We start from the raw sequence: 22005 nt of genomic DNA, 5'->3' as shown, positions 1-22005 counted from the left end.
CCCCTCCGGAGCAGCCTACATGGCAAACACGCAAATGATGGCGAATGCGATACGCGCACTCGCAATGGACGCCGTACAACAAGCCAATTCCGGACATCCCGGCGCCCCCATGGGCATGGCCGACATGGCTGTTGCCCTCTGGGGCCGCCACCTCAAGCACAGCCCGCACAACCCCAACTGGTTCGACCGCGACCGTTTTGTGCTCTCCAACGGCCACGGCTCCATGCTGATTTACGCCGTGCTGCACCTGACCGGCTACAAACTGCCGATCGCCGAACTGAAAAACTTCCGCCAGCTGCACAGCAAAACCCCCGGCCACCCCGAATACGGCTACACCCCCGGCGTGGAAACCACCACCGGCCCGCTGGGCCAGGGCCTGACCAACGCCGTCGGCATGGCGCTGGCTGAAAAGCTGCTCGCCAAGGAATTCAACCGCGAAGGCCACACCGTCGTCGACCACAACACCTATGTGTTCATGGGCGACGGCTGCCTGATGGAAGGCATCAGCCACGAGGCCGCGGCCCTGGCCGGCGCCTGGAAGCTCAACAAGCTGGTCGCGCTGTATGACGACAACGGCATTTCCATCGACGGCCAGGTCGCGCCCTGGTTCATCGACAACACCGCCGTGCGCTTCGCCGCCTACGGCTGGAACGTGCTGGGCCCCATCGACGGCCACGACGCCGAGCTGGTCGCCAATTCCATCGAAGGCGCGAAGAAGTCCAGCGACAAGCCCACGCTGATCATCTGCAAGACACACATCGGCAAAGGCTCGCCGAACCGCGCCAACACCGCCAAGGCCCACGGCGAGCCGCTGGGCGCCGAAGAAATCAAGCTCACGCGCGAAGCCCTGAACTGGCCCCACGCCCCGTTTGAAGTGCCGAAAGAAACCTACGACGCCTGGGATGCCAAGGCCAAGGGCCTGGCTGCTGAAGCCGCCTGGGACGCGAAGTTCGCCGCCTACAAGGCCGCGCACCCCGAACTCGCCGCCGAACTGGTCCGCCGCATGAAGGGCGAGCTGCCCAAGGCCTTCGCGCAACTGGCGGTCGACACCGTCATCGGCTCGCACACCAAGGCCGAGACCGTGGCCTCGCGCAAGGCCTCGCAGCTCGCGCTGGAAGCCTTCACCGCCGGCCTGCCCGAAATGCTGGGCGGCTCGGCCGATTTGACCGGCTCCAACCTGACCAACACCAAGTCCACGCCCAGCCTGCGTTTCGACATGAACGGCGAAGTCGTGCTGACGGCCAACGCCGACGGCGTGAGCTCCATCGGCCGCCACATCAACTACGGCGTGCGTGAATTCGGCATGGCCGCCATCATGAACGGCATCGCGCTGCACGGCGGCTACATCCCCTACGGCGGCACCTTCCTGACCTTCAGCGACTACAGCCGCAACGCCATCCGCATGGCCGCGCTGATGAAGCTGCGCGTGGTGCACGTGTTCACCCACGACTCCATCGGCCTGGGTGAAGACGGCCCGACGCACCAGTCCATCGAGCATGCCGCCAGCCTGCGGCTGATACCCAACCTGGACGTCTGGCGTCCGGGCGACACGGCCGAAACCGCCGTCGCCTGGGCCGTCGCGCTCGAGAACAAGAACAAGCCGACGGCACTGCTGCTGAGCCGCCAGAACCTGCCCTACGCGCCGAAGAAAGACCTCGGCAATATCAGCCGCGGCGCATACGTGCTGGCCGAACCGGCAGAGGTCGGCCTCAACAAAAAGGCCCAAGCCGTCATCATCGCCACCGGTTCCGAAGTGCAGCTGGCGCTCAAGGCGCAGGAAATACTGGCGGCCCACAAGATCGCCGTGCGCGTGGTTTCCATGCCCAGCACCACCACCTTCGACAAACAGAAAACCGCCTACAAGAGCGAAGTCCTGCCCGAAGGCCTGCCCCGCATCGCGGTGGAGATGGGCGTGACCGACGGCTGGTGGAAATACGGCTGCGCGGCCGTGGTCGGCATCGACAGCTACGGCGAATCCGCACCGGCGCCCGTCCTGTTCAAACACTTCGGCTTCACGGCCGAAAACGTCGCCGACACCGTGCGCAAGGTGCTGCGCAAGTAAGCGCACGCATAAGGTACACGGCCCGGCCGATTCAACCAATTTCAACTTCCAGGAGCAACAGCAGATGACTATCAAACTTGGCATTAATGGTTTTGGCCGGATCGGCCGCAACGTGTTCCGCTCGGCGATCAAGAGCTTCGGCGACATCGAAATCGTCGGCATCAACGACCTGCTCGAGCCCGACTACCTGGCGTACATGCTGAAGTACGACTCGGTGCACGGCCGCTTCGAAGGCGACGTGTCCGTCGAGGGCAACACCCTCATCGTCAACGGCAAGAAGATCCGCCTCACGCAGGAACGCGACCCCGCCAACCTCAAGTGGGGCGACATCGGCGCCACCGTGGTGCTGGAGTCCACCGGCCTGTTCCTCGACAAGGCTTCCGGCGAGAAGCACCTGGCCGCCGGCGCGAAGAAGGTCATCTTCTCGGCGCCGTCGAAAGACGACACCCCGATGTTCGTCTTCGGCGTCAACGACAAGACCTACAAGGGCGAGGCCATCATCTCCAACGCCAGCTGCACCACCAACTGCCTGGCGCCCGTCGCCAAGGTGCTCAACGACAAGTGGGGCATCAAGCGCGGCCTGATGACCACGGTGCACGCCGCCACCGCCACGCAGAAAACCGTGGACGGCCCGAGCAACAAGGACTGGCGCGGCGGCCGCGGCATCCTGGAAAACATCATTCCTTCCAGCACCGGCGCCGCCAAGGCCGTCGGCGTGGTGATTCCCGAGCTCAACAAGAAGCTGACCGGCATGTCCTTCCGCGTGCCGACTTCCGACGTTTCGGTGGTCGACCTGACCTGCGAACTCAACAAGGAAGCCACGCTGAAAGAGATCTGCGCCGAGATGAAGGCGCAAAGCGAAGGCGCGCTCAAGGGCATCCTGGGCTACACCGAAGACAAGGTGGTCGCCACCGACTTCCGCGGCGATGCCCGCACCTCCATCTTTGACGCCGACGCCAGCATCGCGCTGGACGGCACCTTCATCAAGGTGGTGGCCTGGTACGACAACGAATGGGGCTACTCCAACAAGTGCCTGGAAATGGTGCGGGTGGTGGCGAAGTAATTCGCCACGGCTTCATCAAAAAAAACGCGCCTTCGGGCGCTTTTTTTTCGGCCGTCGCACATGAAAAGGCCGCGGGCGGTCAATGTCCGTTGACCCAAAGCCGGCCGGCCCGTATGGTCGCCCGATGCCGCGCCCATGCCGCGCGGCGCAAGGGGAGGAACATCATGGCGCTGCAGCCGTTTCGGGAGTGGCTCGTCCAGAAAAGCTGGGCGTATGGGGTGTATTACGCCAAGGCGGTGGCCTGCCTTTTGCCGCCGGCCGCGCTGGCCGCGGATGCGCAGTACCTCGGTACCGCATCGCAGCACTGGCCGCCGGGCTTCGCGGGCCTGCTGGCCTGGCAACTCACGGCGGAGCTGTTTTTCATCGCCGTCGCGCTGGCGGATCGATTCCTGCCGCGGCTTCGAAACAGCGAAGCAGCGCTCAATGCGGCCTGTGCGGGGGCGATGGTGCTGGCCACCTGGGTCGGGGCGGTCCATGGCTGGATGTGGGGCGACCTGGCCATCTACGCCGCCGGCGCGACCTTTGTGGCGGCCGTGATGTGCACGCCCAGCCCGGTGCGCCGGCCGATGTACGTGCTGAGCTTTGGGGTGCTGGCCCTGGCCGCCGGCATGCGGGAGGGGGACGGTGTGGCGCTGCTGGCCGCGCTGGTCAATCCGTTCTGCGTGGTCGTGCTGTGCATCGAACTCGACAGGTTCATGCATGCGCGCAACGCCGAGCTTTACGCCGAGATGCAGCGCGCGGACACCGAACGCGCGCGCGCCGACAAGGTGCTGTACAACGTGCTGCCGGCCTCCATCGCCGACGAGCTCAAGCGCGACGACAAGGTCAACGCGGTGAAGTTCGACAACATGGGCGTGCTGTTCGCCGACATCGCCGGCTTCACGACTTTTTCGCGCGCCCTGCCGCCCGACGCGCTGGTCCTGGTGCTGAACCAGATCTTCTCGGCCTTTGACGGCCTGGTCGAAAAATACGGCCTCGAAAAAATCAAGACCATAGGCGATGCCTACATGGTCGTCGCGCACCATCGGCTTGAGGCCCTGGGTCGGCTGGCGCTCGACATGGGCGAGGCCCTGCGGCGCTACAACACCGGCAACGGCACGGAACTGGCCATACGCATCGGCATCCACACCGGGCCCGCGGTGGCCGGCGTGATCGGCGTCAAGCGCTTCCTCTACGACGTCTGGGGCGACACCGTCAACGTGGCCAGCCGTATGGAATCCACGGGCGAGCCCGGCGCCGTCCACGTCAGCGAAGCGGTGTACCTGCAGACGCGCCAGCATTTTTCATTTGCCGCGCGTGAGCCCATTGACATCAAAGGGCGCGGCAGGATGTCCACTTACTGGCTGCTGGGGCCCGCGCGGGAGGCGGGCCCGGAAGCGGCGAGGCGCGACACCGAGGCTGGAACGCTTGCGGCCTGACCCGGCCTTGTAGGCTCAGCGACTCAGCAGTTCAGCCGGCAACGCCAAGCCGGGCCGCTCGTCGTCCCAGGCCATCGCGCTCATCTTCCAGCCTTCGGGGGTCTTGATGAACTGTGTCGAGATCACACCGCGTGCTTCAAAGTCCTTGCCGTTCTGGGTGCCTGCTTTGCCGTAGGCGCTGTAGCGGTGCGCGATGTTGCCGAAGATTTGCGTGTGCTCCGACAGTTCCCACTCCTTGAAGCGTGTCAACGCGCCACTGTCTACCAGGGCCTGGCGGGGCGCGATGAATTCGGCGACGGTCGATATCTCGGGCGTGGACGCCGTGTTCTTGATCAGCAGGCCGTCGGTGATGAACAGCCCGCGGATGTTGCCGTAGGACGGCGCTTCACCGTTTTCAAACGACACTGCCTGAAAAAACCGGGCGGCGAGGCTGGCCAGTTCCTGCCTGGCGGCGGTGTGGCTGGGATCTTCGTTCATGCGTGCTCCTTGCAGATACCGCAGTGTAGAAGCCTGCGGCAAAGCCTGCAGGCCGGCTTTAATGCCCGCCTGCGCATTCGCGAACAAACACCGACATTGGCCGGCCAGGACAAACAAGGTAGCATCGCGCGGGGGATCAACCCCGTCAGGAAGGCATGGATGATTCTGCTCAAGATCAAGGGTGTCGCTTCTGGATCGAGCGGGTACCGGACCTGCCTGTACGCCAAGCCGCTTCTGGCCGTCACGTTGTGGCTGGGATCAACCGGCCTTACCGTTTGTCACGCGCAGGAGATGGCGGTGCCCGCCGACCTGACGGAGCGCAGGGCCAGGCTGAACGGCAGCGGCGCCCCCCTCGCCGAAAGGCGGCTGGAGTGCGCGGCACTGGTTGCGGAAGCAAACCGGCGTTTGCCGGCCAACCATTCGGTGCGCCTGCGGACGGCGCTTGACTGCGCCGATACGGACGCAACGGCAGGGTACATGCTCGTGGCGCTGGAAAAACTGGATGCCTTGCTCCTGGAGATACGGTCGATTTCAGCGCATCCGGCGATGGAGGTGATTGCCATCAAATTCCGCGCCAACGCATTGATGGGTCTCGGCAGAAATCCGGAAGCGGTGCGCGAGCTGGAGAAGGCGCTGGAAATGGCAAACCAGCGTTTTGGTCCTGGTTCGGAACATTCGCAGGATGTGGCAATGCGCCTGTGCGGAGCCTATAGGAACAATGCGCAAGGCGACGATGCGGTCAAGTTGTGCGGCTCAATAGCCAGGCAACGCGCATCCGCGCCGGCCGGGGACTACTTGCGCGCTTATGCGAATTTTTATGGGGGTGCCGCTCTCGTTCGCCGCGATGATGAAAACGACATCCGGCGAGGCTTGGCGTTGCTTGCGTCCAGTGTCGTGGATTTTTCAACGAAGCTTGGCCAAAAGAACCTGAATACGCTGGGGGCGCGCCGTGAATACGCCTATGGCTTGATGCGCAACAAGCAAATGGAAGAAGCGGAAAAGGAGCTTCACACGCTCAGGGATGAGTTTTCGCGCTCTTACGGAGAAAACTTCATAGGAACCATAGAGACCGACGCACTGCTGCGCATTGTTTACATAGGCCAGGGTAAAAAGGAAGCGGCATACCAGCTCCAGGACCGCCTTCATGTGGATGCCGACGGAGAAAACCCCATGGATCGCCTGCGCCGGGATATGGCAAAGGGCATCAATCTGCTGACCCTGCAACGCGATGACGAGGCGCTGGCCACCTTGACGGACTGGGCCGAGCGGGTCGAACGCTCACGCGCGCAGGTGACGCTCGACGGGATGGGAAAAGCGCAGGTCGCGCAAGAATGGCACCAGGGCTACCTGATGCTGGCGGTTGCCAACAGGCGCAAATCCAGGCCCCGTGCCGCCCTGGTCAGCCTCGAGTTGTCGAAGGCCCGGTCTCTTCACGAGTCAATGGGCGACATGGATCGCTTGCGATCCCTTCCCGAGCAGGAGCGTGCCACCGCGCTGGCGCACATGCGAGAGGCATCTTTTCAGCGGCAGCGCTTGCAACTTGCCCAGCCGGCCACGCCGCTGGCGCTTGAGTCCAGCCGCCTGGCCGTCAATTCGGAGAAGCTTTTCGCCGCTGTGCTGAAACGCGCGGAGGCCTCCAGCGAGGCCGCGGGTATTGATGCGGTTCAAGTCGACAAGACGATCTCGGCATTGATTGGTCAAATGAATGAAGACGAGGCCTATTTGAGTTTCGGCTTCAGCCCTACGCAACCCGACGCCCTGATGCCGATGCTGCTCTGGAGAGGGCGTGTTCATACGCCTCAACGGCCTTTTCTTCAAATTCCGAATTTTGAACGAACCGTTTATGCCATGCGCATGCTGACCCAGCATGGAAACAGCGGCTTGCGCAGGATGGGCCTTAAAGTCGTCGCCAAAGAACCGGCCGGATTTGATGTGGTGCCTGCCAATTCCGATGAAAGGGAAATTTCCAATCCTCGATCAGTGGTGGAATACCTTTCCCAAAAAATTCTGGGACCGTTTCAACAGGAATTAAGGGGTGTGCGCAAACTCGTGGTCTCAGGTGATGGGCCTTCGTGGCTGATCCCTTTCGATTTACTGGAACTCGGTGGGCAACCTCTTTTCCGCACCGTCACGATAAGTTTTGCACCCTCCGTTTCCGTGCTCAGCCTCCAGAAGAACAGATTGCAGGCGAAATTGCCGGACCGTTCAGCCGCGAGATTGTTTGCCATGGGCGGAGCCCGTTACCAGAGGGTGGTGCCGCTCGAGCCCGGCAGTTCGATCTTTATCAGCCGTTTTAAAACGCCGCCCATGCTGTCTGCTTACGATGCCGCCGCGCTGGCTGATGCCGGCAGCGGCGCTCAATTTTTGGGGCATTTCATGAGCATGGTGAATGGGGGCCGCGATTTGCCGGGTTCCCTGCTGGAAGTGGAGAGCATATCGCGGCGCTTCTCCCCGGCCAATGTCACCGTTCTGACGGAGGAAGCCGCGACCGAAAAGCGGATCGATCATTGGGCCGCCACCAATCAGCTGGCCAGCTTTGATTACCTTCATTTTGCGACACACGGCATCGCCCAGGTTAAGCGCCCCCTGATGAGCGCGCTGATCACCGGGCTGGATGAGCGCGACAGCCGGCATGACGGTTACATCAGTGCGCAGGAAATTTCCGCCTGGAACCTGAAGGCGCGGATGGTCGTGCTTTCGGCGTGCGACTCCGCCGTCGGAAAAAACATCAGTGGCGAGGGCATTTTGGGTTTGCCGTACGCTTTTCTGGTTGCCGGCGCGGCAACGACGGTCCAAACCTCATGGACCATCCCCGACATGGAAACGGCGCAATGGATGGACCAGTTGTATGAACGCGTGCTCACGGGGGAAATTCCATCCCATGCCCTCGCGCGGGTCAAGCAGCAAATGGCTCTGGCGCAAAAATGGGAGCCGTCTTATGAGCGCGGAACTGCTTGGGCTGCTTTCGCGCTGTATGGCTGGTAGTGCCCAACTGCTTGTGCACGCAGTTGCCGCTTAATCGGAAAGTTCTCCGGCCTCTGCCGGCCGCTCTTCGCGCCCGCCCGGGTAGCGCGCAAAACGCGCCGGCTCGCGGCCGTGCACCGGCGCGTCGTCCGCGAAGGACCAGCCGCCGAACTGCGTGCGCTGGTAGTCGGCCAGGGTCTGCGCGATTTCGGCCTGTGTGTTCATCACGAAAGGACCGTACTGCACCACCGGCTCGCCAATCGGCTTGCCTTGCAGCAGCAGGAACTCGGCTTCGTCGGCGCCGCTGTTGGCCAGCTCCACGGCCGCATCGGCCCGCAGCGTAATGGCCGCATGGCCGCTGACGGGCTGGCCGGCCACGCCGGCCGACGTGCCCTTGAAAAAATACAGTTGGCGCTGCGTACCGCTGCCCTTGGCGGCGGGCAATGTCCAGCGCGCGCCGGGCGCCATGCGAATCGTCCAGATCGCCACGTCGGCATCGGCCTGTGCGGCCCAGGAGTCGGGCGGCGGCGCGAGCGGAGCAGCGTCGGCCTCGCCCAGGCGGCCGGCGATGACGGCGACCTCGGTAGTGCGGCCCGCGCAGTCCGCCACCACCTGGCGCGGAATGTCCCGCGACCAGAACATGGTGAAGTGCGGGTCCGCCATCTTGCCGGCCGCCGGCAGATTCAGCCAGATCTGGAACAGCTCCAGCGGGTTGGGGTTTTGGGGGTCCAGCAGCGGGAACATCTCGGAATGCACCACGCCCTTGCCGGCCGTGAGCCACTGCACGTCGCCGCGGCCGAAGCGCGCGGTGGCGCCCAGTGAGTCGGAGTGGTCGACCAGGCCCTTGCGCACAATCGTCACGGTTTCAAAACCGCGGTGCGGGTGTGCCGGAAAGCCTGGCACCGTGCTGCCGTGGTACATGCTCCAGCCGTCCTTGCGCGCGAAGTCCTGGCCGATGTCGCGCCCCGCGAGCGAGGCGTCCGGCCCCATCTGCGCATTGGCCCGGGGGTAGGCGTCGTCGTGATAGACGCAAAAGAGGAAGGGGTCCAGCGTCGCCCACGGAAAGCCGAGCGGCTTGACCTGCAGGACGGGGTGATCGGCGGCGTCGGTGGCGGAAGATGCGGCGGGCGTGGCAGGCATGAAAAAGCCTTTCTGGCGTGAGACGTTCAAAGAAAACATATGAGGCCGGCCGCTGATGCTTCAAGCGAAGAGCCCGCCAACGGGGCTTCCTGCCGGTTCTTCAGCTCTTGAGTTTCCAGCCCGTGCGGAAAATCCACCACACCACGCCCAGGCACAGCCCCAGGAAGCCCAGGATGGCCAGTACGCTGAGGCCCACGTTGACGTCGGCCACGCCGTAAAAACTCCAGCGGAAGCCGCTGATCAGGTAGACCACCGGGTTGAACAGGGCGATGTTTTGCCACAGCGGCGGCAGCATGTTGATGGAATAAAACGCGCCGCCCAGGAAGGTCAGCGGCGTCACCACCATCAGCGGCACGACCTGCAGCTTCTGGAAGTTGTCGGCCCACAGCCCGATGATGAAACCGAACAGGCTGAAGGTCAGCGCGGTCAGCAGCAGGAAGCACAGCATCCAGAAGGGGTGCGCAATGCTGTAAGGCACGAAGAGGCGCGCCGTGACCAGGATCAAGAGGCCCAGCATGACGGACTTGCTCGCCGCGGCGCCCACATAGCCGATCACCACCTCCATCGACGACACCGGCGCCGACAGCAGCTCGTAAATCGTTCCCGACCACTTCGGCATGTAGATGCCGAAGGCGGCGTTCGAGATGCTCTCGTTGAGCAGCGACAGCATGACCAGGCCGGGGATGATGAAGGCGCCGTAGCCGATGCCGTCGATGTTGCCCATGCGCGAGCCGATGGCGGCCCCGAACACCACGAAATACAGCGAGGTGGAAATCACCGGCGAGGCGATGGACTGCATCAGCGTGCGGAAGGTGCGCGCCATTTCAAAGCGGTAGATCGCGCGGATGGCGTGCCAGTTCATGCGGCCTCCTTGATGTTGGCGGCGGGTTTGTCGGCATGAACCAGGCTCACGAAGATGTCTTCGAGCGAGCTCTCGCTCGAATGCAGGTCCTTGAAGTCGATGCCGAGTTCGGCCAGCTGCTTGAGCAAGGCCGCGATGCCGGTTTCCTCGGTCTGCGTGTCGAAGGTGTAGACCAGGGCGTGGCCTTCCTTCGTCAGCTCAAGCGGCAATCCGGCCAGGACGGCCGGAATGCTTTGCAGCGGCGTTTGCAGCTGCAGGCTCAGTTGCTTCTTGCCGAGCTTGCGCATCAGCACGGTTTTGTCCTCGACCAGAATCAGCTCGCCCTTGTTGATCACGCCGATGCGGTCGGCCATCTCCTCGGCTTCCTCGATGTAGTGCGTGGTCAGGATGATGGTGACGCCGCCGTCGCGCAGCTCCCGCACCATCTGCCACATGCCCTTGCGCAGCTCGACGTCGACGCCCGCGCTGGGCTCATCCAGGAACAGGATGGTCGGCTCGTGCGACAGCGCCTTGGCGATCAGCACCCGGCGCTTCATGCCGCCCGAAAGCGCCATGATCTTGCTGTCCTTCTTGTCCCACAGCGACAGGTCGCGCAGCACTTTCTCGATATAGGCCGGATTCGGCGGCTTGCCGTACAGGCCGCGGCTGAAGCTCACGGTGGACCAGACAGTTTCGAAGGCGTCGGTCGAAAGCTCCTGCGGCACCAGGCCTATCTTGGAGCGGGCGGCGCGGTAGTCGCGGACGATGTCGTGCCCGTCCGCCGTCACCGTGCCCGAACCGGGGTTGACGATGCCGCAGACGATGCTGATCAAGGTGGTCTTGCCCGCGCCGTTGGGGCCCAGCAGGGCGAAAATCTCGCCGCGCCGGATCTCCAGGTCCACCGACTTGAGCGCATGAAAGCCCGAGGCGTAGGTCTTGCTGAGTTGCTGTATGGAAATGATGGGATTGGCTTGCACGCGGCATCCTGGTGTGAAGTGGGCCCCCGAAAAAGAGGCCCGAATCATTCTATCGAGCGCGGGTGAAACGCCGGGGACTAGGGGCTTTTCAGGGCCTTGCTGCCGCGCGCGCGCCGGGACGGACGCCTCACGCCGCACGGCGTCCCGAAGCCCGACGGGCTTGCACCGCCTTCAGGCGGCGCGCTGTTCGGGCCAGGGCTCGCGCCAGGCCGGCAGCTGGTTCAACCGGTCGTGCCAGCGCCGGATCGCCGGGAAGCCCTCCAGCGGCAAGCGTGTTTTTTCGGCGTAGGGCAAGGTGATGGCCACCGCGAAGTCAGCGACGGTCAAGGTGTTGCCGACAAGGTACTCGCGCTCCTGGAGGTGCCCCTCCAGCACGCCGGCGTAGCGTTCGAAATCCGGCGTCACCCGGGCAATCTCGGCCGGGTCGGCCTCGCGGCCCAGGAAGCGCGGCTTGATGATGTGCTCGAAGTAAAAAGTGCCAACGGCAGGTGCGAACTCGGTCGCATCCCACATCAGCCAGCGCATCACCTCGATGCGGCGTTCATCGCGCGGCCAGAGTTCCGAGCCGGCTTTCTCCGCCAGGTGGCACATGATGGCGTTGGATTCCCATAGAACCAGTTCGTCATCGACCAGCACCGGCACCTTGGCGTTCGGATTCATCGCGCGGAATTCGGGCGTGCGGTGCTCACCTTTTTCCAGCGCGACAGGAATGAATTCCAGCGGCGACTTCAGGTACCGCGCGACGGCGCAGGCCTTGCGCGGGTTCAGCGTGTCCGAGTAATAGAGCTTCATGGTTTTTTCGGTCGTGTGTTTGTCAAGCCGCCATCCGCGGCAGGTCGGACCAGACCGCCCTGACCTCTATGGTCGCGGCGCTGGCCATGGGGTGGCCGGCCGCGATGTCGATGGCTTCCCGCATGCCCGCGCATTCAATCAGCCCGTAGGCCGACATTTTTTCCGCACTGTCGGTAAAGGGGCCGTCCGTCACCACGCGCTTGCCGCCGCGCACCCGCACCGTGGCGGCTTCGCCCGGCGGGCGCAGCGGGTTGCCGTGCTGGAGGATGCCGCGGCCTTGCATGTCCCTGACCCAGGCGCCTATTTCGGCGACCAGGGCCGGGGTTGGCGCGAAGGCCGCGTCGTGGCAGATGATCAGCAGGAACTGCATGGGATGCGCCGCCTCAAGGCATGGGCAGCGGCTTGATCACCATCCATGACACGCCGAAGCGGTCGACCACCACGCCGAAGGACGAGGCGAAAAAGGTCTTGGCCATCGGCATTTCCACCTTGCCGCCCTCGCCCAGCAGCTTGAACAGGCGCTGCGCCTCGGCATCGCTGGCCGCGGACACCGACAGCGAGAAGCCCTTGAACTCCGCCTTGCCGCCGCCCATGCCGTCGGAGGCCATCACTTCGGTCTCTCCAATCTTGAAGCTGGCGTGCATGATGCTGTTGGGGTCGGGGGCCGGGCCGCCGTCGGGGCCGCAGCCATCCGTCATGGGCTCTGGGTTTTCCTTGAAGCGCATCATCATCGTGACCTGCGCGCCAAGCGCTTTGCGGTAGAACTCGATGGCCTCTTCGCAGCGGCCGTTAAAAAAGAGGTAGGACTGAACCAGCATGGGAATCTCCTTGGGGTTGGTTGGGGGTGGGGATGCGTGCCTAGCGCGGAAACAGCGCGGCGGTGGCCGGCCAGTCGGCCATCCGCGCGGCGGGAACAAGTGCGGGAACGGGTATGACCGGCCGCGTGTCGCGGCCGAAATACACCTGCACCTCCACGAGCTTGCCGCCCTGGAAGCGCAGCCATTCGGTGTTGCGGAATTTTTTGCCCGTGGTGCTTTCGGCCTCATAGCGTATGAAGGCTTCGTCGCCCTGGTCAAATATCTTCTCCACCGTGAAGCGGCGCAGCGTGCGGCTGTTGGGCCAGCAGCGCGCGAAGTAGGCGGCGCGGTTGATGCGATCGTCCAGCGGGCTGCTGAAGGTGAAGCGCTCGTCCAGCAGGTCTTCAAGGACTTGCCGGTCCTGCGTCTCGTACGCCGAAAAATACCGGCGCACGAGGGTGGCGATGGGGCTGTTCATGGCGGCGGCCTTTCTTGCAAATGCTGTCCGGCTTCAGGCCCTGTCGTAGGCCTCTTTCAAATCCTTGATGCTGATCTTGCGCATCTTCAGCATGGCGCTCATGGCGGCGCCGGCCTTGGCCGGGTTTTTGTCGCCCAGCATTTCACCGAGCGCGGTCGGGATGATCTGCCAGGACAGGCCGAACTTGTCCTGCACCCAGCCGCACTGGTTGGGCGCGCCGCCGGCCGAGAGCTTGTCCCACAGCTCGTCCACCTCCGCCTGCGTCTTGCAGTCCACAAAGAGCGAGATGGCCGGCGTGAAGCTGAAATGCGGGCCGCCGTTGAGCGCCATGAACTCCTGGCCCTCAAGCTGAAAACTGCCGGTCATGACCGTGCCCTCGGGGCCCGGGCCTTCCTTGCCGTAGCGCCGCAGCATGGTGATCTTCGAGTTCTTGAAGATCGAGACATAAAAGTTCATGGCTTCTTCGGCCTGGTCGTTGAACCACAGGAAGGGGGTGATTTTCTGCATGGTCGGGGTCCTTGTAAGGCGGGTTTTGCAGGAGAAATTCAGGATTCAGGGGCTTGTGCGGTGGCCCAATCAGCAGTATTGTGTACACCGTCCACAAAAGAATAGCAAAGATAATGAACGCTGTCCACATAAATACGTAACAAGCCATGTCGAGCGCGCCGCAGCCCCCGCCACCCCGCAGCACCTACCGCCACGGGGACTTGCGGCGCGCGCTGCTGGAAGCCGCGGTCGAACTGGCCCGCGCGGGCGGCCCCGAGGCCGTGGTGCTGCGCGAAACCACGCGCCGCGCGGGCGTCGCGCCCAACGCCGCCTACCGCCATTTCGAAAGCCGCCAGGCCCTGCTCTATGCGGTGCGTTCCGCCGCGCTGGCGGCCGTGGCCCGCGCCATGGAGGCCGAACTGGCCGCGCTGCCCCCGGATTTACCGCCCGCCGAATTCGCCCGCGCCAATGTGCGCGCGGTCGGCACCGGCTACCTGCGCTTTGCGCAGGCGGAGAGCGGGCTGTTCCGCACGGCCTTCGGGCCTTCGGACGATTTGAAAGAAAGAGCCCAGGGTGCGCCGGCCGATAGCGAGCGCAAAGGGCAAAGCGGCCTGGATCCGTTTGAACTGCTGGGCGCGGCGATCGACAAACTCGTGAGCGCCGGCGTGATGTCGCCCGAACGCCGCCCCGGCGCCGAGTTCCTGGCCTGGTCGGCGGTGCACGGCCTGGCCATGCTGGTCATCGACGGCCCGCTGGGCCCCATCCTGGGCCCGCAGATGTTGCAGATCGGCGAGCGCCTGATCGATATGGTGGAAAAAGGCCTGTGCGAGAAGTAGCGGGGGCTCAGGCCACGCTGGCCGCTTCCGCCTGGCGCGAGGGCAAGCCCATGCCCGTGGGCAGCCCCTCGCGCAGCGCCTCGATAAAGCGGCGCAGCTTGGCCGGGTAAAAATTCGAATAGGGATAGATCAGGTAGACCGGCAGCGGCGCGGCGCACCACTGCGGCGCCAGGTGCAGCAAGCGGCCTTCCGCCACGTCCTCGGCCACCAGCCAGGTCGAGGAAATGCTCGCGCCCAGGCCCAGCAGCGTGGCATTGCGCAGCGCGAACAGGCTGTCCGTGCCCAGGCGCGGCTGTATCGCGAAGCGGAACTCCTCGCTGTCGCGGCCGGCATGGCGGCGGGTCAGCGCCACCTCGTTGCGGTAAAAAGTCTGCAGCGCCAGCCAGGGCAGGGCCTGCAGTTCGGCCGGCTGCAGCGGCGGCGGCCGGCCCTGCAGCAGCGAAGGCGCGGCCACTACGATGCGCCGCACCTCGGCGATCTTCACGGCCACCAGCGAGGGATCTTCCACCGCGCCCACATGCACCGCGCAATCGATGCCCTGGGCGATGAAGTCCGGCGTGCCGTCGTGCAGCAGCCATTCCACCGTGACCCGTTCGTGGCGCCGCAAATAATCGACCAGCGGCCCCACCAGCCGCTGCTGGCCCAGCGCATGCGGCACCACCACGCGCAGCGTGCCCTCCGGCACTTCCTGCGTGCCGCGCAGGTCGGCCTCGAAAGCGTCCCAGTTGCCCAGCAATTCCTTGGCGCGGGTAAAACAGCGCTCGCCGTCCTCGGTCAGCTTCATCGCGTGGGTGGAGCGCTGCAGCAGCTTCAGGCCCAGTGAACGCTCCAGTGCCTGCAGGCGCCGGCTCACCGTCGGCTGCGTGGCGTTCATCTGCGCGGCGGCGGCCGACAGGCTGCCCGCCTCCACGATGCGCACAAAGGTCTGCATCAGTTCAATCCGGTCCGGCGCGGTTTTCATGGGGTGTCCGTTCTTCGTTTTGCATGCGTATAGCGTATGACCATTGTGCCCAATAGCCGCCTTCACAGCGTAAAACCGGGCCCGCATACTCACATCCTGCCTTAAATCGGGATTTTCGACATGACCACCACCATCAATACGCATGACCACGCCACCCAGGGGCTGCCCTTGTCGCTGATCCTCCTGCTCGCCACCGGCGCCGGCCTGGGCGCGGCTTCGCTTTATTACAGCCAGCCCATGCTGGCCCTGCTGGTCGCCGAATTCAGGGCCACGCCCGCGGCCATCGGCCTGGTGCCCACGCTGACCACACTCGGCTACGCGCTGGGCATAGGCCTGCTCGCGCCGCTGGGCGACCGTTATGACCGGCGCCGCATCATCGTGGGCAAAGCCGCCGCGCTGGTGCTGGCCTTGCTGCTGGCCGCCTGCGCGCCTTCGCTGGCGGTGCTCGCGCTGGCCAGCCTTGCCATCGGGCTGGCGGCCACGCTGGCGCAAGACATCGTGCCGGCCGCCGCCACGCTCGCGCCCGAGGCGCAGCGCGGCAAGACCGTGGGCACCGTGATGACCGGCCTGTTGCTGGGCATATTGCTCTCGCGCGTGGTGGCCGGCGTCGTGGCCGAGCAGTTCGGCTGGCGCAGCATGTTTGTCGCCGCCGCCCTCGGCATCGCGCTGCTGGGCGCGGCCATGTGGCGCCTGCTGCCGCGCTTTGTGCCGACCACGCAACTGCCTTACCTGGCGCTGCTGGGTTCGCTCGCCACGCTGTGGAAGCGGCACCCCGCGCTGCGCCGCGCGGCCATCGCCCAGGGCCTGGTCAGCATAGGCTTCAGCGCCTTCTGGTCCACCCTGGCCATCATGCTGCACGCCGCGCCTTTCAACCTGGGCAGCGGCGCGGCCGGCGCCTTCGGTCTGGCGGGCGCCGCCGGTGCATTGGCCGCGCCGCTGGCCGGCCGGCTCGCCGACCGCAAGGGCCCGGAAGTCGTCACGCGCCTGGGCGCCGCGCTGGTGGCCGCTGCTTTTATCGCCATGGCTTTAGGCCCAGACCAGCTGTGGCTGATCGCGCTGGGCGCGGTGGTCTTCGACCTGGGTGCGCAGGCTACGCTCATTGCGCACCAGACCCTCATCTATGGCATAGAGCCCGCCGCGCGCAGCCGCCTCAATGCGGTGCTCTTCATCGGCATGTTCAGCGGCATGGCGAGCGGCGCCTGGCTCGGCAGTGTGGTGCTGGCGCATGCGGGCTGGCAAGGTGTGTGTGTGATGGCCGCGGTGTCGGGTGCGGCTGCGCTGATGGTGCGCATGTGGCCCGCGAAGAAGCTCGCGCCCTGCGCGGCCTGATGCGGACTTCTTGCGCCGATAAAAAAGGGCCTCTCGCGAGGCCCTTTTTTTATTTCTTATCCACGCAACGCGGTTCAGGCGGCCAGCGCTTCCTTCGGAAAGTCCGTCGACGCGGCCAGCGCCTTCCAGTCCTTCAGTTCGGCCTCGACAAACGCATGCTTGTCCGCAATCGTCTGCAGTGTGTCGGTGCCCAAGGGCAGGCGCAGCGGCGGCATGGCGGAGTCCACCAGCGCCAGCATGGCCTGCGCCAGCCGCAGCGGGTCGCCGGCCTGGTTGTGGTTGATTTGCGTGGCGGCCGCGCGCACCCGGCCGGCGCTCGCGGCATAGTCGTCCAGGATGCGCGGCGACACGGCCAGCGAATTGCCGTCCAGGAAGTCGGTGCGGAAGTAGCCCGGCTCCACCACCGTCACGTGGATGCCCAGCGGCGCGAGTTCGCCGTGCAGCGCTTCGCTCAGGCCTTCCACCGCGAACTTGGTCGAGCAGTACACGCCAAAGCCCGCACCGGACTGGTAGCCGCCCAGTGAGGAGATACTGATGACGTGGCCGCTACGGCGCTCGCGCATGGACGGCAGCACGGCGCGCGTGACGTTGAGCAGGCCGAACACATTGGTTTCGTAAAGGCGCCGCACTTCGTCGGCCGTGGCTTCCTCCACGGCACCCAGCAAGCCATAGCCCGCGTTGTTGACCAGCACGTCGATGCGGCCGAAGCGCGCCAGCGCGGCTTGTACGGCGGCGGCCGCCTGCGCCTCGTCCGTCACGTCCAGCGGCAGCGCCAGCAGCGCATCGCCCGCGGGGAATCTTTTCTGCACCGAAGCCGCGTCGCGCGAGGTCGCCACCACCGCCTCGCCGCGGGCCAGGGCCGCTTCAGCGATTCGCGCGCCTATGCCGCGCGCCGCACCGGTGATCATCCAGACACGTTTGAAATCCGTCTTTGCATTCATGGCCAGGTCCTTCAAAAAAAGTTGTTGAGGAGGGCAATGTAGGATTTCCATTGGGTGTTGAATAGCCAGGAGTCGCTGGGTTCATAATCAAGCAAATCGTGATAATCACCACCCAGCCCCGAGGGAAGCACCATGGCTTTGAATGAACTGCGCGCCATCGCCACCTTCGTCAAGGCCGCCGAACTCGGCAGCCTGCGCCAGGCCGCCGCGGCGCAGGCCATCACGCCGCAGGCCGCCAGCCAGGCGCTGGTGCAGCTGGAACGCCACCTGGGCGTGCGCCTGTTCCACCGCACCACGCGCAGCCTGAGCCTGACGGAAGAGGGCGAGCAGTTCCTGCAGGCCGCGCAGCCCGGGCTCTCCACGCTGCAGCGCGCGCTGCACGGCGCGCGCCGCAGCCGCGAAGAGATCGCCGGGCCGCTGCGCATCGTCGCGCCGCGCTCCATCATGCTCGAGGTGCTGTGGCCGGTGCTTGAAGAGTATTGCCGCCGCTACCCACAGGTCGAACCCGACATCCAGATGGACGACCGCATCGGCAACTGGGTCGAAGACCGCGTCGACGTCGGCTTTCGCGCCGGCTCGCCGCCCGGGGGCGGCATCATCTCGCGGCGCATCCTGCCGCTGCAGCTCATCGTCTGCGCCGCGCCGGCCTACATCGCCCAGCACGGCGCGCCGGCCAGGATAGACGAGCTGGCGCACCACCGCTGCACCGGTTTTCACAACACGGGCAGCGGCAAAACCATGCCCTGGGAGTTCAAGGTCGGCGAAGAGGTCGTGGGCCGCACGATCGCCTCATCATTCCTGGCCAACGACGTGGACCTCGAAGCCCGCGCCGTCGTGGCCGGCCAGGCCATAGGCCAGCTGATAGGCGTGACCGCCGCGCCGCTGGTGCGCGCCGGGCGGCTGGTGCCGCTGCTCACGCAACACGTCACCGACCACCTGGGCTTGCATGTCTATTACGGAAGCCGCAGCGCGCAGCCGGCGCGTGCGCGCGCGTTTATCGACCTCGCGGTCGAGCGGCTGGTAGGCAACACGCAGTTCTACCTTGAGCCGCATGAGCTGGCGCCGACCAAAAACGGCCGGCGTCGCAAGCGGCCTTGAGGTAGACGCTCAGCGATCAGGACTTGGCTGCGGCGGTAGAAGACGCAAGAGACCTGGCCATCTCCAGGTGCTGCTCCACCGTCGGCAGCATCTTGCCGGCAAGCGCCTTGAGGTCGCTGTCTTTGCCGTCCTTCTGCATCTTCTGCAGCAGCTTCACGGTGCTTTCGTGGTCGCCCACGCCGGCACGCTTGGCGTATTCCTTGTCGAACAGGGTGCCCGACAGTGCTTTCAGCGCGGTGGCCTTGGTCTTGGCCATGGCGCCGGCGCCGTCCGGCAAGGTGACGTTCTTGGCGGTGGCCAAGGCCTGCACCTCGCCCAGCGCCTTGGTGTGATCGTCCACCATCTGCTGCGCGAATTTTTTCACCTCGGCACTCTGCGATTTTTCCAGCGCCATCTTGCCGGCGTCGACCTCGGCCATATTGCCCTGTGCCAGGTCCTGCAGCATCTTGCGGTCGCTGCGGTCCAGTTTGGAATCGTCTGCGGTATTGCTGGTGGCGGGTGCAGCGGGTGCGGTGCTGCTTTGCGCCCAGACAGTGGGCGCGACGGACAGCGCCAGCGCCGCCAGTACGGCAAGCGCCAGGCCGTAGGTGCGAAGTGAAGGTGTGGGTTTCATGGGCATGGAAAGCTCCTGGAAAAGTAGGTGAAATGCAGCGCCCGCGCATCACGCGCGAAAGCGCTGCCGACCTCCCAAGATCGCCTCTGCCGCCCGTGCGCGGCGCCGGGCATTTCCGGCGCTGCATGTAGGAATGCACCGCATGCCCGGTGCGAGATGGCCCGCCCGCGTTCCTACAGCCACGTCAGCCGCAGGCTGACGCACCAGGCGGCGCGCACGCGCTAGATTGGCTGTCTGCCGCTGCGCTTTTTTTGAATGCTGTGTGGGATGCCACGGCTGAGCGCGCCGGCCCAAGAACAACAATGCCTTCTTCCAACATAGACCCCCTCCGTCGCCGCACGCCCTGGGTCACGGGCCTTGTGCTGCTGGTGCTCGGCGTGCCCTTGCTGCTGGCCGGCTCCTGGCTGGGCGTGCTGGGCGGCACCTGGTATTACCTGCTGGCAGGCCTGGGCTTTGTGCTCACGGGCGTGCTGCTGATGCGCCGCAGCCCGGCCGCGCTCTGGGTGTTTGCCGTGCTGATTGGCGGCACGCTGGCCTGGGCGATCTGGGAGACCGGGCTGGACTGGTGGCCGCTGGCCGCGCGCGGCGGCGTGGTGTTTGTCATCGGGCTGTTCCTGGCGGCGCCCTGGATCGCCCGCACCTGGCCCATCGGCGAGGCCGGCCATGAAGGCCTGACGGGCGCGCGCGGCGGCCGCTGGGCCTTGGGCGCGGTGCTGGGCGCGTTTCTTGTCGCCGCGGTCGTCACCTGGTTCCACGACGACAACCGCCTGGTGGGCATGCTGCCGCTGCCGCCCATGGGCGCCGTGGCCTCGTCGCCGCCCGCCGACGGCGTGCCGGCGGAAGATTGGCACGCCTACGGCCGCACCGGCCACGGCCAGCGCTATTCGCCCCTGGCGCAGATCACGCCCGACAACGTCAAGCAGCTCGAGATCGCCTGGCAGTACCGCACCGGCGATATGCGCGGCCGCCCCGGCGACCCTGAAGAAACCACCTTCGAGGTGACGCCGCTCAAGGTCGGCAACCGGCTGTTCTTCTGCACGCCGCACCAGTCGGTGATCGCGCTCGACGCCACCACCGGCGCCGAGATCTGGCGCTTCAACCCCGAGATCCAGAACAAGCTCGCGCTGCAGCACCTGACCTGCCGCGGCCTCTCCTACCAGCCGCCGCCCGCCGCACCTGTTCCGGCAACTCCGGCCGCCGGCGGCGGATGCGCGGCCAAACTCTTCATGCCCACGGCCGATGGGCGCGTCATCGCGCTGAGCCCCGACAGCGGCAAGCCCTGCACGGCCTTCGGCGGCGGCAAGGGCGAGATCGACCTCTGGGCCGGCATGCCCAACCTCAAGCCCGGCGCCTACTATTCGACCTCGCCCGTGGTGGTGAGCTCGCGCCTCCTCATCGTCGGCGGCACCGTGCTCGACAACGTCTCCACCAAGGAGCAGTCCGGCGTCATCCGCGCCTTCGACATCAACACCGGCGCGCTGGTATGGGCCTGGGATTCAGGCCGGCCCGACAGCAGCGCGCCGCTCAAGCCCGGCGAAACCTACACCGCCAACTCGCCCAACAGCTGGTCCATCTCCAGCGTCGACGAAGCGCTGGGCATGGTCTACGTGCCCCTGGGCAACCAGCCACCCGACCAGTGGGGCGGCCAGCGCAGCCCCGCGGTCGAAACCTATTCATCCTCGGTCGTCGCGCTGGACCTGGCCACCGGCAAGGTGCGCTGGAATTTCCAGACCGTGCACCACGACCTCTGGGACTACGACGTGCCGGCCCAGCCCAGCCTGCTGGACCTCAACATCAACGGCAACCGCGTGCCCGCCCTCGTGCAGCCGACCAAGCAGGGCGAGATCTTTGTGCTGGACCGCCGCACCGGCACGCCGCTGCTGCCCGTCAGCGAAGTCCCCGCGCCGCAGGGCGCCGCGCAGGGCGACCGCAGCGCGCCCACGCAGCCAAAATCGGCGCTGTCTTTCAACCCGCCGCCGCTGACCGGCCGCGACATGTGGGGCGCGACGATGTTCGACCAGCTCTATTGCCGCATTGCCTTTCACCGCCTGCGCTACGAGGGCCGCTTCACGCCGCCGTCCACGCAGGGCACGCTGGTCTACCCAGGCAACTTCGGCGTCTTCAACTGGGGCGGTGTGGCCGTCGACCCGGTGCGGCAGATGGCCTTCACCACGCCGACCTACCTGGCCTTTGTCTCGCAGCTGGTACCCCGGGCCGACGACACCTCGCTGATGGTGCAGGGCAAGCAGCGGCCCGAAGGCAGCCTGCCTTCGCTCAATGAAAACTTCGGCGCGCCCTTTGCCGTCAAGCTCAGCGCGTTTTTGTCGCCGCTGGGCATACCCTGCCAGGCGCCGCCCTGGGGCTATGTGGCCGGCGCCGACCTCACCACGGGCAGCATCGCCTGGCAGCACAAGAACGGCACGGTGCGCGACCTCACGCCCCTGCAACTGCCCTTCCGCATGGGCGTGCCCAGCCTGGGCGGCCCGCTCGCCACGGGCGGCGGCGTCGCCTTCCTCTCCGGCACGGTAGACAACTACCTGCGCGCCTACGACGTCAACAACGGCGACGAACTCTGGGCCTCGCGCCTGCCCGCCGGCGGCCAGGCCACGCCCATGAGCTACACCGGCGCCGACGGCCGGCAGTATGTGCTGGTGGTGGCCGGTGGCCACGGCTCATTGGGCACCCGATCGGGCGACTATGTCCGCGCTTACGCGCTGCCTCGCTAGTTGAAC

General features: G+C 65.6%; 20 protein-coding genes. 8 read left to right on the top strand and 12 right to left on the bottom strand.

Annotation, left to right across the window (positions count from 1 at the left end):
• Positions 1–19 precede the first annotated feature (19 nt).
• The 3 genes from tkt (at position 20) to AC1D0O_RS21555 (ending at position 4543) form a co-directional block, all read left to right on the top strand.
• On the top strand, positions 20–2062 hold the full coding sequence (gene tkt, locus AC1D0O_RS21565; RefSeq protein ID WP_477655541.1) for a transketolase: 2043 nt from the start codon (positions 20–22) through the stop codon (positions 2060–2062).
• A gap of 64 nt (positions 2063–2126) precedes the next feature.
• Entirely contained in the window at positions 2127–3125 is a 999-nt protein-coding gene (gene gap / locus AC1D0O_RS21560; RefSeq protein WP_477655540.1) for a type I glyceraldehyde-3-phosphate dehydrogenase, read from the top strand.
• Positions 3126–3289: 164 nt separating this feature from the next.
• Positions 3290–4543 carry an adenylate/guanylate cyclase domain-containing protein gene (locus AC1D0O_RS21555; RefSeq protein WP_477655539.1) on the top strand — a complete coding sequence of 418 codons (1254 nt, stop codon included), beginning with the start codon at positions 3290–3292 and terminating at the stop codon, positions 4541–4543.
• 15 nt (positions 4544–4558) lie between these two features.
• Here the strand turns inward: AC1D0O_RS21555 and AC1D0O_RS21550 are convergent, their stop codons facing one another.
• Positions 4559–5020 (bottom strand): hypothetical protein, encoded by a 462-nt coding sequence (locus tag AC1D0O_RS21550; protein ID WP_477655538.1) that lies wholly within the window; start codon positions 5018–5020, stop codon positions 4559–4561.
• A 9-nt stretch (positions 5021–5029) separates the two neighbouring features.
• Here AC1D0O_RS21550 and AC1D0O_RS21545 point away from each other — a divergent pair, with 9 nt between their 5' ends.
• Positions 5030–8005, top strand: coding sequence for a CHAT domain-containing protein (locus AC1D0O_RS21545; protein WP_477655537.1), 2976 nt, complete (start codon positions 5030–5032; stop codon positions 8003–8005).
• Between the two features lie 30 nt (positions 8006–8035).
• On the opposite strand, the gene AC1D0O_RS21540 is transcribed toward AC1D0O_RS21545, so the two are convergent.
• The 8 genes from AC1D0O_RS21540 to AC1D0O_RS21505 form a co-directional block, all read right to left on the bottom strand.
• On the bottom strand, positions 8036–9124 hold the full coding sequence (locus AC1D0O_RS21540) for a pirin family protein (protein WP_477655536.1): 1089 nt from the start codon (positions 9122–9124) through the stop codon (positions 8036–8038).
• 100 nt (positions 9125–9224) lie between these two features.
• Positions 9225–9986, bottom strand: coding sequence for an ABC transporter permease (locus AC1D0O_RS21535; RefSeq protein ID WP_477655535.1), 762 nt, complete (start codon positions 9984–9986; stop codon positions 9225–9227).
• Positions 9983–10942 (bottom strand): ABC transporter ATP-binding protein, encoded by a 960-nt coding sequence (locus AC1D0O_RS21530; RefSeq protein ID WP_477655534.1) that lies wholly within the window; start codon positions 10940–10942, stop codon positions 9983–9985. Before AC1D0O_RS21530 ends, AC1D0O_RS21535 begins: the two co-directional genes overlap by 4 nt.
• A 171-nt stretch (positions 10943–11113) precedes the next feature.
• A complete protein-coding gene (locus AC1D0O_RS21525; protein WP_477655533.1) occupies positions 11114–11734 on the bottom strand; it encodes a glutathione S-transferase family protein in 621 nt (206 codons plus the stop codon).
• Positions 11735–11756: 22 nt separating this feature from the next.
• Positions 11757–12104, bottom strand: a complete 348-nt coding sequence (locus AC1D0O_RS21520) for a YciI family protein (RefSeq protein WP_477655532.1) — start codon at positions 12102–12104, stop codon at positions 11757–11759.
• Positions 12105–12117: 13 nt separating this feature from the next.
• Entirely contained in the window at positions 12118–12552 is a 435-nt protein-coding gene (locus AC1D0O_RS21515; RefSeq protein ID WP_477655531.1) for a VOC family protein, read from the bottom strand.
• Positions 12553–12592: 40 nt separating this feature from the next.
• The gene (locus tag AC1D0O_RS21510) at positions 12593–13009 is read right to left on the bottom strand and encodes a nuclear transport factor 2 family protein (RefSeq protein ID WP_477655530.1); all 417 of its coding nucleotides are present in this window, start codon (positions 13007–13009) and stop codon (positions 12593–12595) included.
• A 33-nt stretch (positions 13010–13042) separates the two neighbouring features.
• On the bottom strand, positions 13043–13516 hold the full coding sequence (locus AC1D0O_RS21505; protein ID WP_477655529.1) for a VOC family protein: 474 nt from the start codon (positions 13514–13516) through the stop codon (positions 13043–13045).
• A 146-nt stretch (positions 13517–13662) separates the two neighbouring features.
• On the opposite strand from AC1D0O_RS21505, the gene AC1D0O_RS21500 reads away from it, so the two are divergent.
• Entirely contained in the window at positions 13663–14331 is a 669-nt protein-coding gene (locus AC1D0O_RS21500) for a TetR/AcrR family transcriptional regulator (protein WP_477655528.1), read from the top strand.
• A gap of 7 nt (positions 14332–14338) precedes the next feature.
• Here AC1D0O_RS21500 and AC1D0O_RS21495 read toward each other — a convergent pair whose 3' ends face one another.
• Complete coding sequence (locus tag AC1D0O_RS21495; protein WP_477655527.1) at positions 14339–15292, bottom strand: LysR family transcriptional regulator; 954 nt, start codon at positions 15290–15292, stop codon at positions 14339–14341.
• 120 nt (positions 15293–15412) lie between these two features.
• Between AC1D0O_RS21495 and AC1D0O_RS21490 the strand changes: the two genes are divergently transcribed.
• Complete coding sequence (locus AC1D0O_RS21490; protein ID WP_477655526.1) at positions 15413–16621, top strand: MFS transporter; 1209 nt, start codon at positions 15413–15415, stop codon at positions 16619–16621.
• 74 nt (positions 16622–16695) lie between these two features.
• Here the strand turns inward: AC1D0O_RS21490 and AC1D0O_RS21485 are convergent, their stop codons facing one another.
• A complete protein-coding gene (locus AC1D0O_RS21485; RefSeq protein WP_477655525.1) occupies positions 16696–17562 on the bottom strand; it encodes an oxidoreductase in 867 nt (288 codons plus the stop codon).
• Positions 17563–17694: 132 nt separating this feature from the next.
• On the opposite strand from AC1D0O_RS21485, the gene AC1D0O_RS21480 reads away from it, so the two are divergent.
• Positions 17695–18660 carry a LysR family transcriptional regulator gene (locus tag AC1D0O_RS21480; protein WP_477655524.1) on the top strand — a complete coding sequence of 322 codons (966 nt, stop codon included), beginning with the start codon at positions 17695–17697 and terminating at the stop codon, positions 18658–18660.
• Between the two features lie 16 nt (positions 18661–18676).
• On the opposite strand, the gene AC1D0O_RS21475 is transcribed toward AC1D0O_RS21480, so the two are convergent.
• A complete protein-coding gene (locus AC1D0O_RS21475; RefSeq protein WP_477655523.1) occupies positions 18677–19279 on the bottom strand; it encodes a DUF4142 domain-containing protein in 603 nt (200 codons plus the stop codon).
• Between the two features lie 296 nt (positions 19280–19575).
• Between AC1D0O_RS21475 and AC1D0O_RS21470 the strand changes: the two genes are divergently transcribed.
• Positions 19576–21999: a glucose/quinate/shikimate family membrane-bound PQQ-dependent dehydrogenase gene (locus tag AC1D0O_RS21470; RefSeq protein ID WP_477655522.1), complete on the top strand. Its 2424-nt coding sequence runs from the start codon at positions 19576–19578 to the stop codon at positions 21997–21999.
• The last annotated feature ends 6 nt before the right edge of the window (positions 22000–22005 follow it).

Source organism: Polaromonas sp. P1_F2 (assembly GCF_056405735.1).
Note: the sequence above shows the minus strand (reverse complement) of the source record. Positions and strands in the feature narration are given on the sequence as shown.

Bases quoted from the DNA above. Each gene is read 5' to 3' on its own strand.
- tkt (WP_477655541.1), top strand. From the start codon at position 20: ATGGCAAACACGCAAATGATGGCGAATGCGATACGCGCACTCGCAATG.
- gap (WP_477655540.1), top strand. From the start codon at position 2,127: ATGACTATCAAACTTGGCATTAATGGTTTTGGCCGGATCGGCCGCAAC.
- AC1D0O_RS21555 (WP_477655539.1), top strand. From the start codon at position 3,290: ATGGCGCTGCAGCCGTTTCGGGAGTGGCTCGTCCAGAAAAGCTGGGCG.
- AC1D0O_RS21550 (WP_477655538.1), bottom strand. From the start codon at position 5,020: ATGAACGAAGATCCCAGCCACACCGCCGCCAGGCAGGAACTGGCCAGC.
- AC1D0O_RS21540 (WP_477655536.1), bottom strand. From the start codon at position 9,124: ATGCCTGCCACGCCCGCCGCATCTTCCGCCACCGACGCCGCCGATCAC.
- AC1D0O_RS21535 (WP_477655535.1), bottom strand. From the start codon at position 9,986: ATGAACTGGCACGCCATCCGCGCGATCTACCGCTTTGAAATGGCGCGC.
- AC1D0O_RS21525 (WP_477655533.1), bottom strand. From the start codon at position 11,734: ATGAAGCTCTATTACTCGGACACGCTGAACCCGCGCAAGGCCTGCGCC.
- AC1D0O_RS21520 (WP_477655532.1), bottom strand. From the start codon at position 12,104: ATGCAGTTCCTGCTGATCATCTGCCACGACGCGGCCTTCGCGCCAACC.
- AC1D0O_RS21515 (WP_477655531.1), bottom strand. From the start codon at position 12,552: ATGCTGGTTCAGTCCTACCTCTTTTTTAACGGCCGCTGCGAAGAGGCC.
- AC1D0O_RS21510 (WP_477655530.1), bottom strand. From the start codon at position 13,009: ATGAACAGCCCCATCGCCACCCTCGTGCGCCGGTATTTTTCGGCGTAC.
- AC1D0O_RS21505 (WP_477655529.1), bottom strand. From the start codon at position 13,516: ATGCAGAAAATCACCCCCTTCCTGTGGTTCAACGACCAGGCCGAAGAA.
- AC1D0O_RS21500 (WP_477655528.1), top strand. From the start codon at position 13,663: ATGTCGAGCGCGCCGCAGCCCCCGCCACCCCGCAGCACCTACCGCCAC.
- AC1D0O_RS21495 (WP_477655527.1), bottom strand. From the start codon at position 15,292: ATGAAAACCGCGCCGGACCGGATTGAACTGATGCAGACCTTTGTGCGC.
- AC1D0O_RS21490 (WP_477655526.1), top strand. From the start codon at position 15,413: ATGACCACCACCATCAATACGCATGACCACGCCACCCAGGGGCTGCCC.
- AC1D0O_RS21485 (WP_477655525.1), bottom strand. From the start codon at position 17,562: ATGAATGCAAAGACGGATTTCAAACGTGTCTGGATGATCACCGGTGCG.
- AC1D0O_RS21480 (WP_477655524.1), top strand. From the start codon at position 17,695: ATGGCTTTGAATGAACTGCGCGCCATCGCCACCTTCGTCAAGGCCGCC.
- AC1D0O_RS21475 (WP_477655523.1), bottom strand. From the start codon at position 19,279: ATGCCCATGAAACCCACACCTTCACTTCGCACCTACGGCCTGGCGCTT.
- AC1D0O_RS21470 (WP_477655522.1), top strand. From the start codon at position 19,576: ATGCCTTCTTCCAACATAGACCCCCTCCGTCGCCGCACGCCCTGGGTC.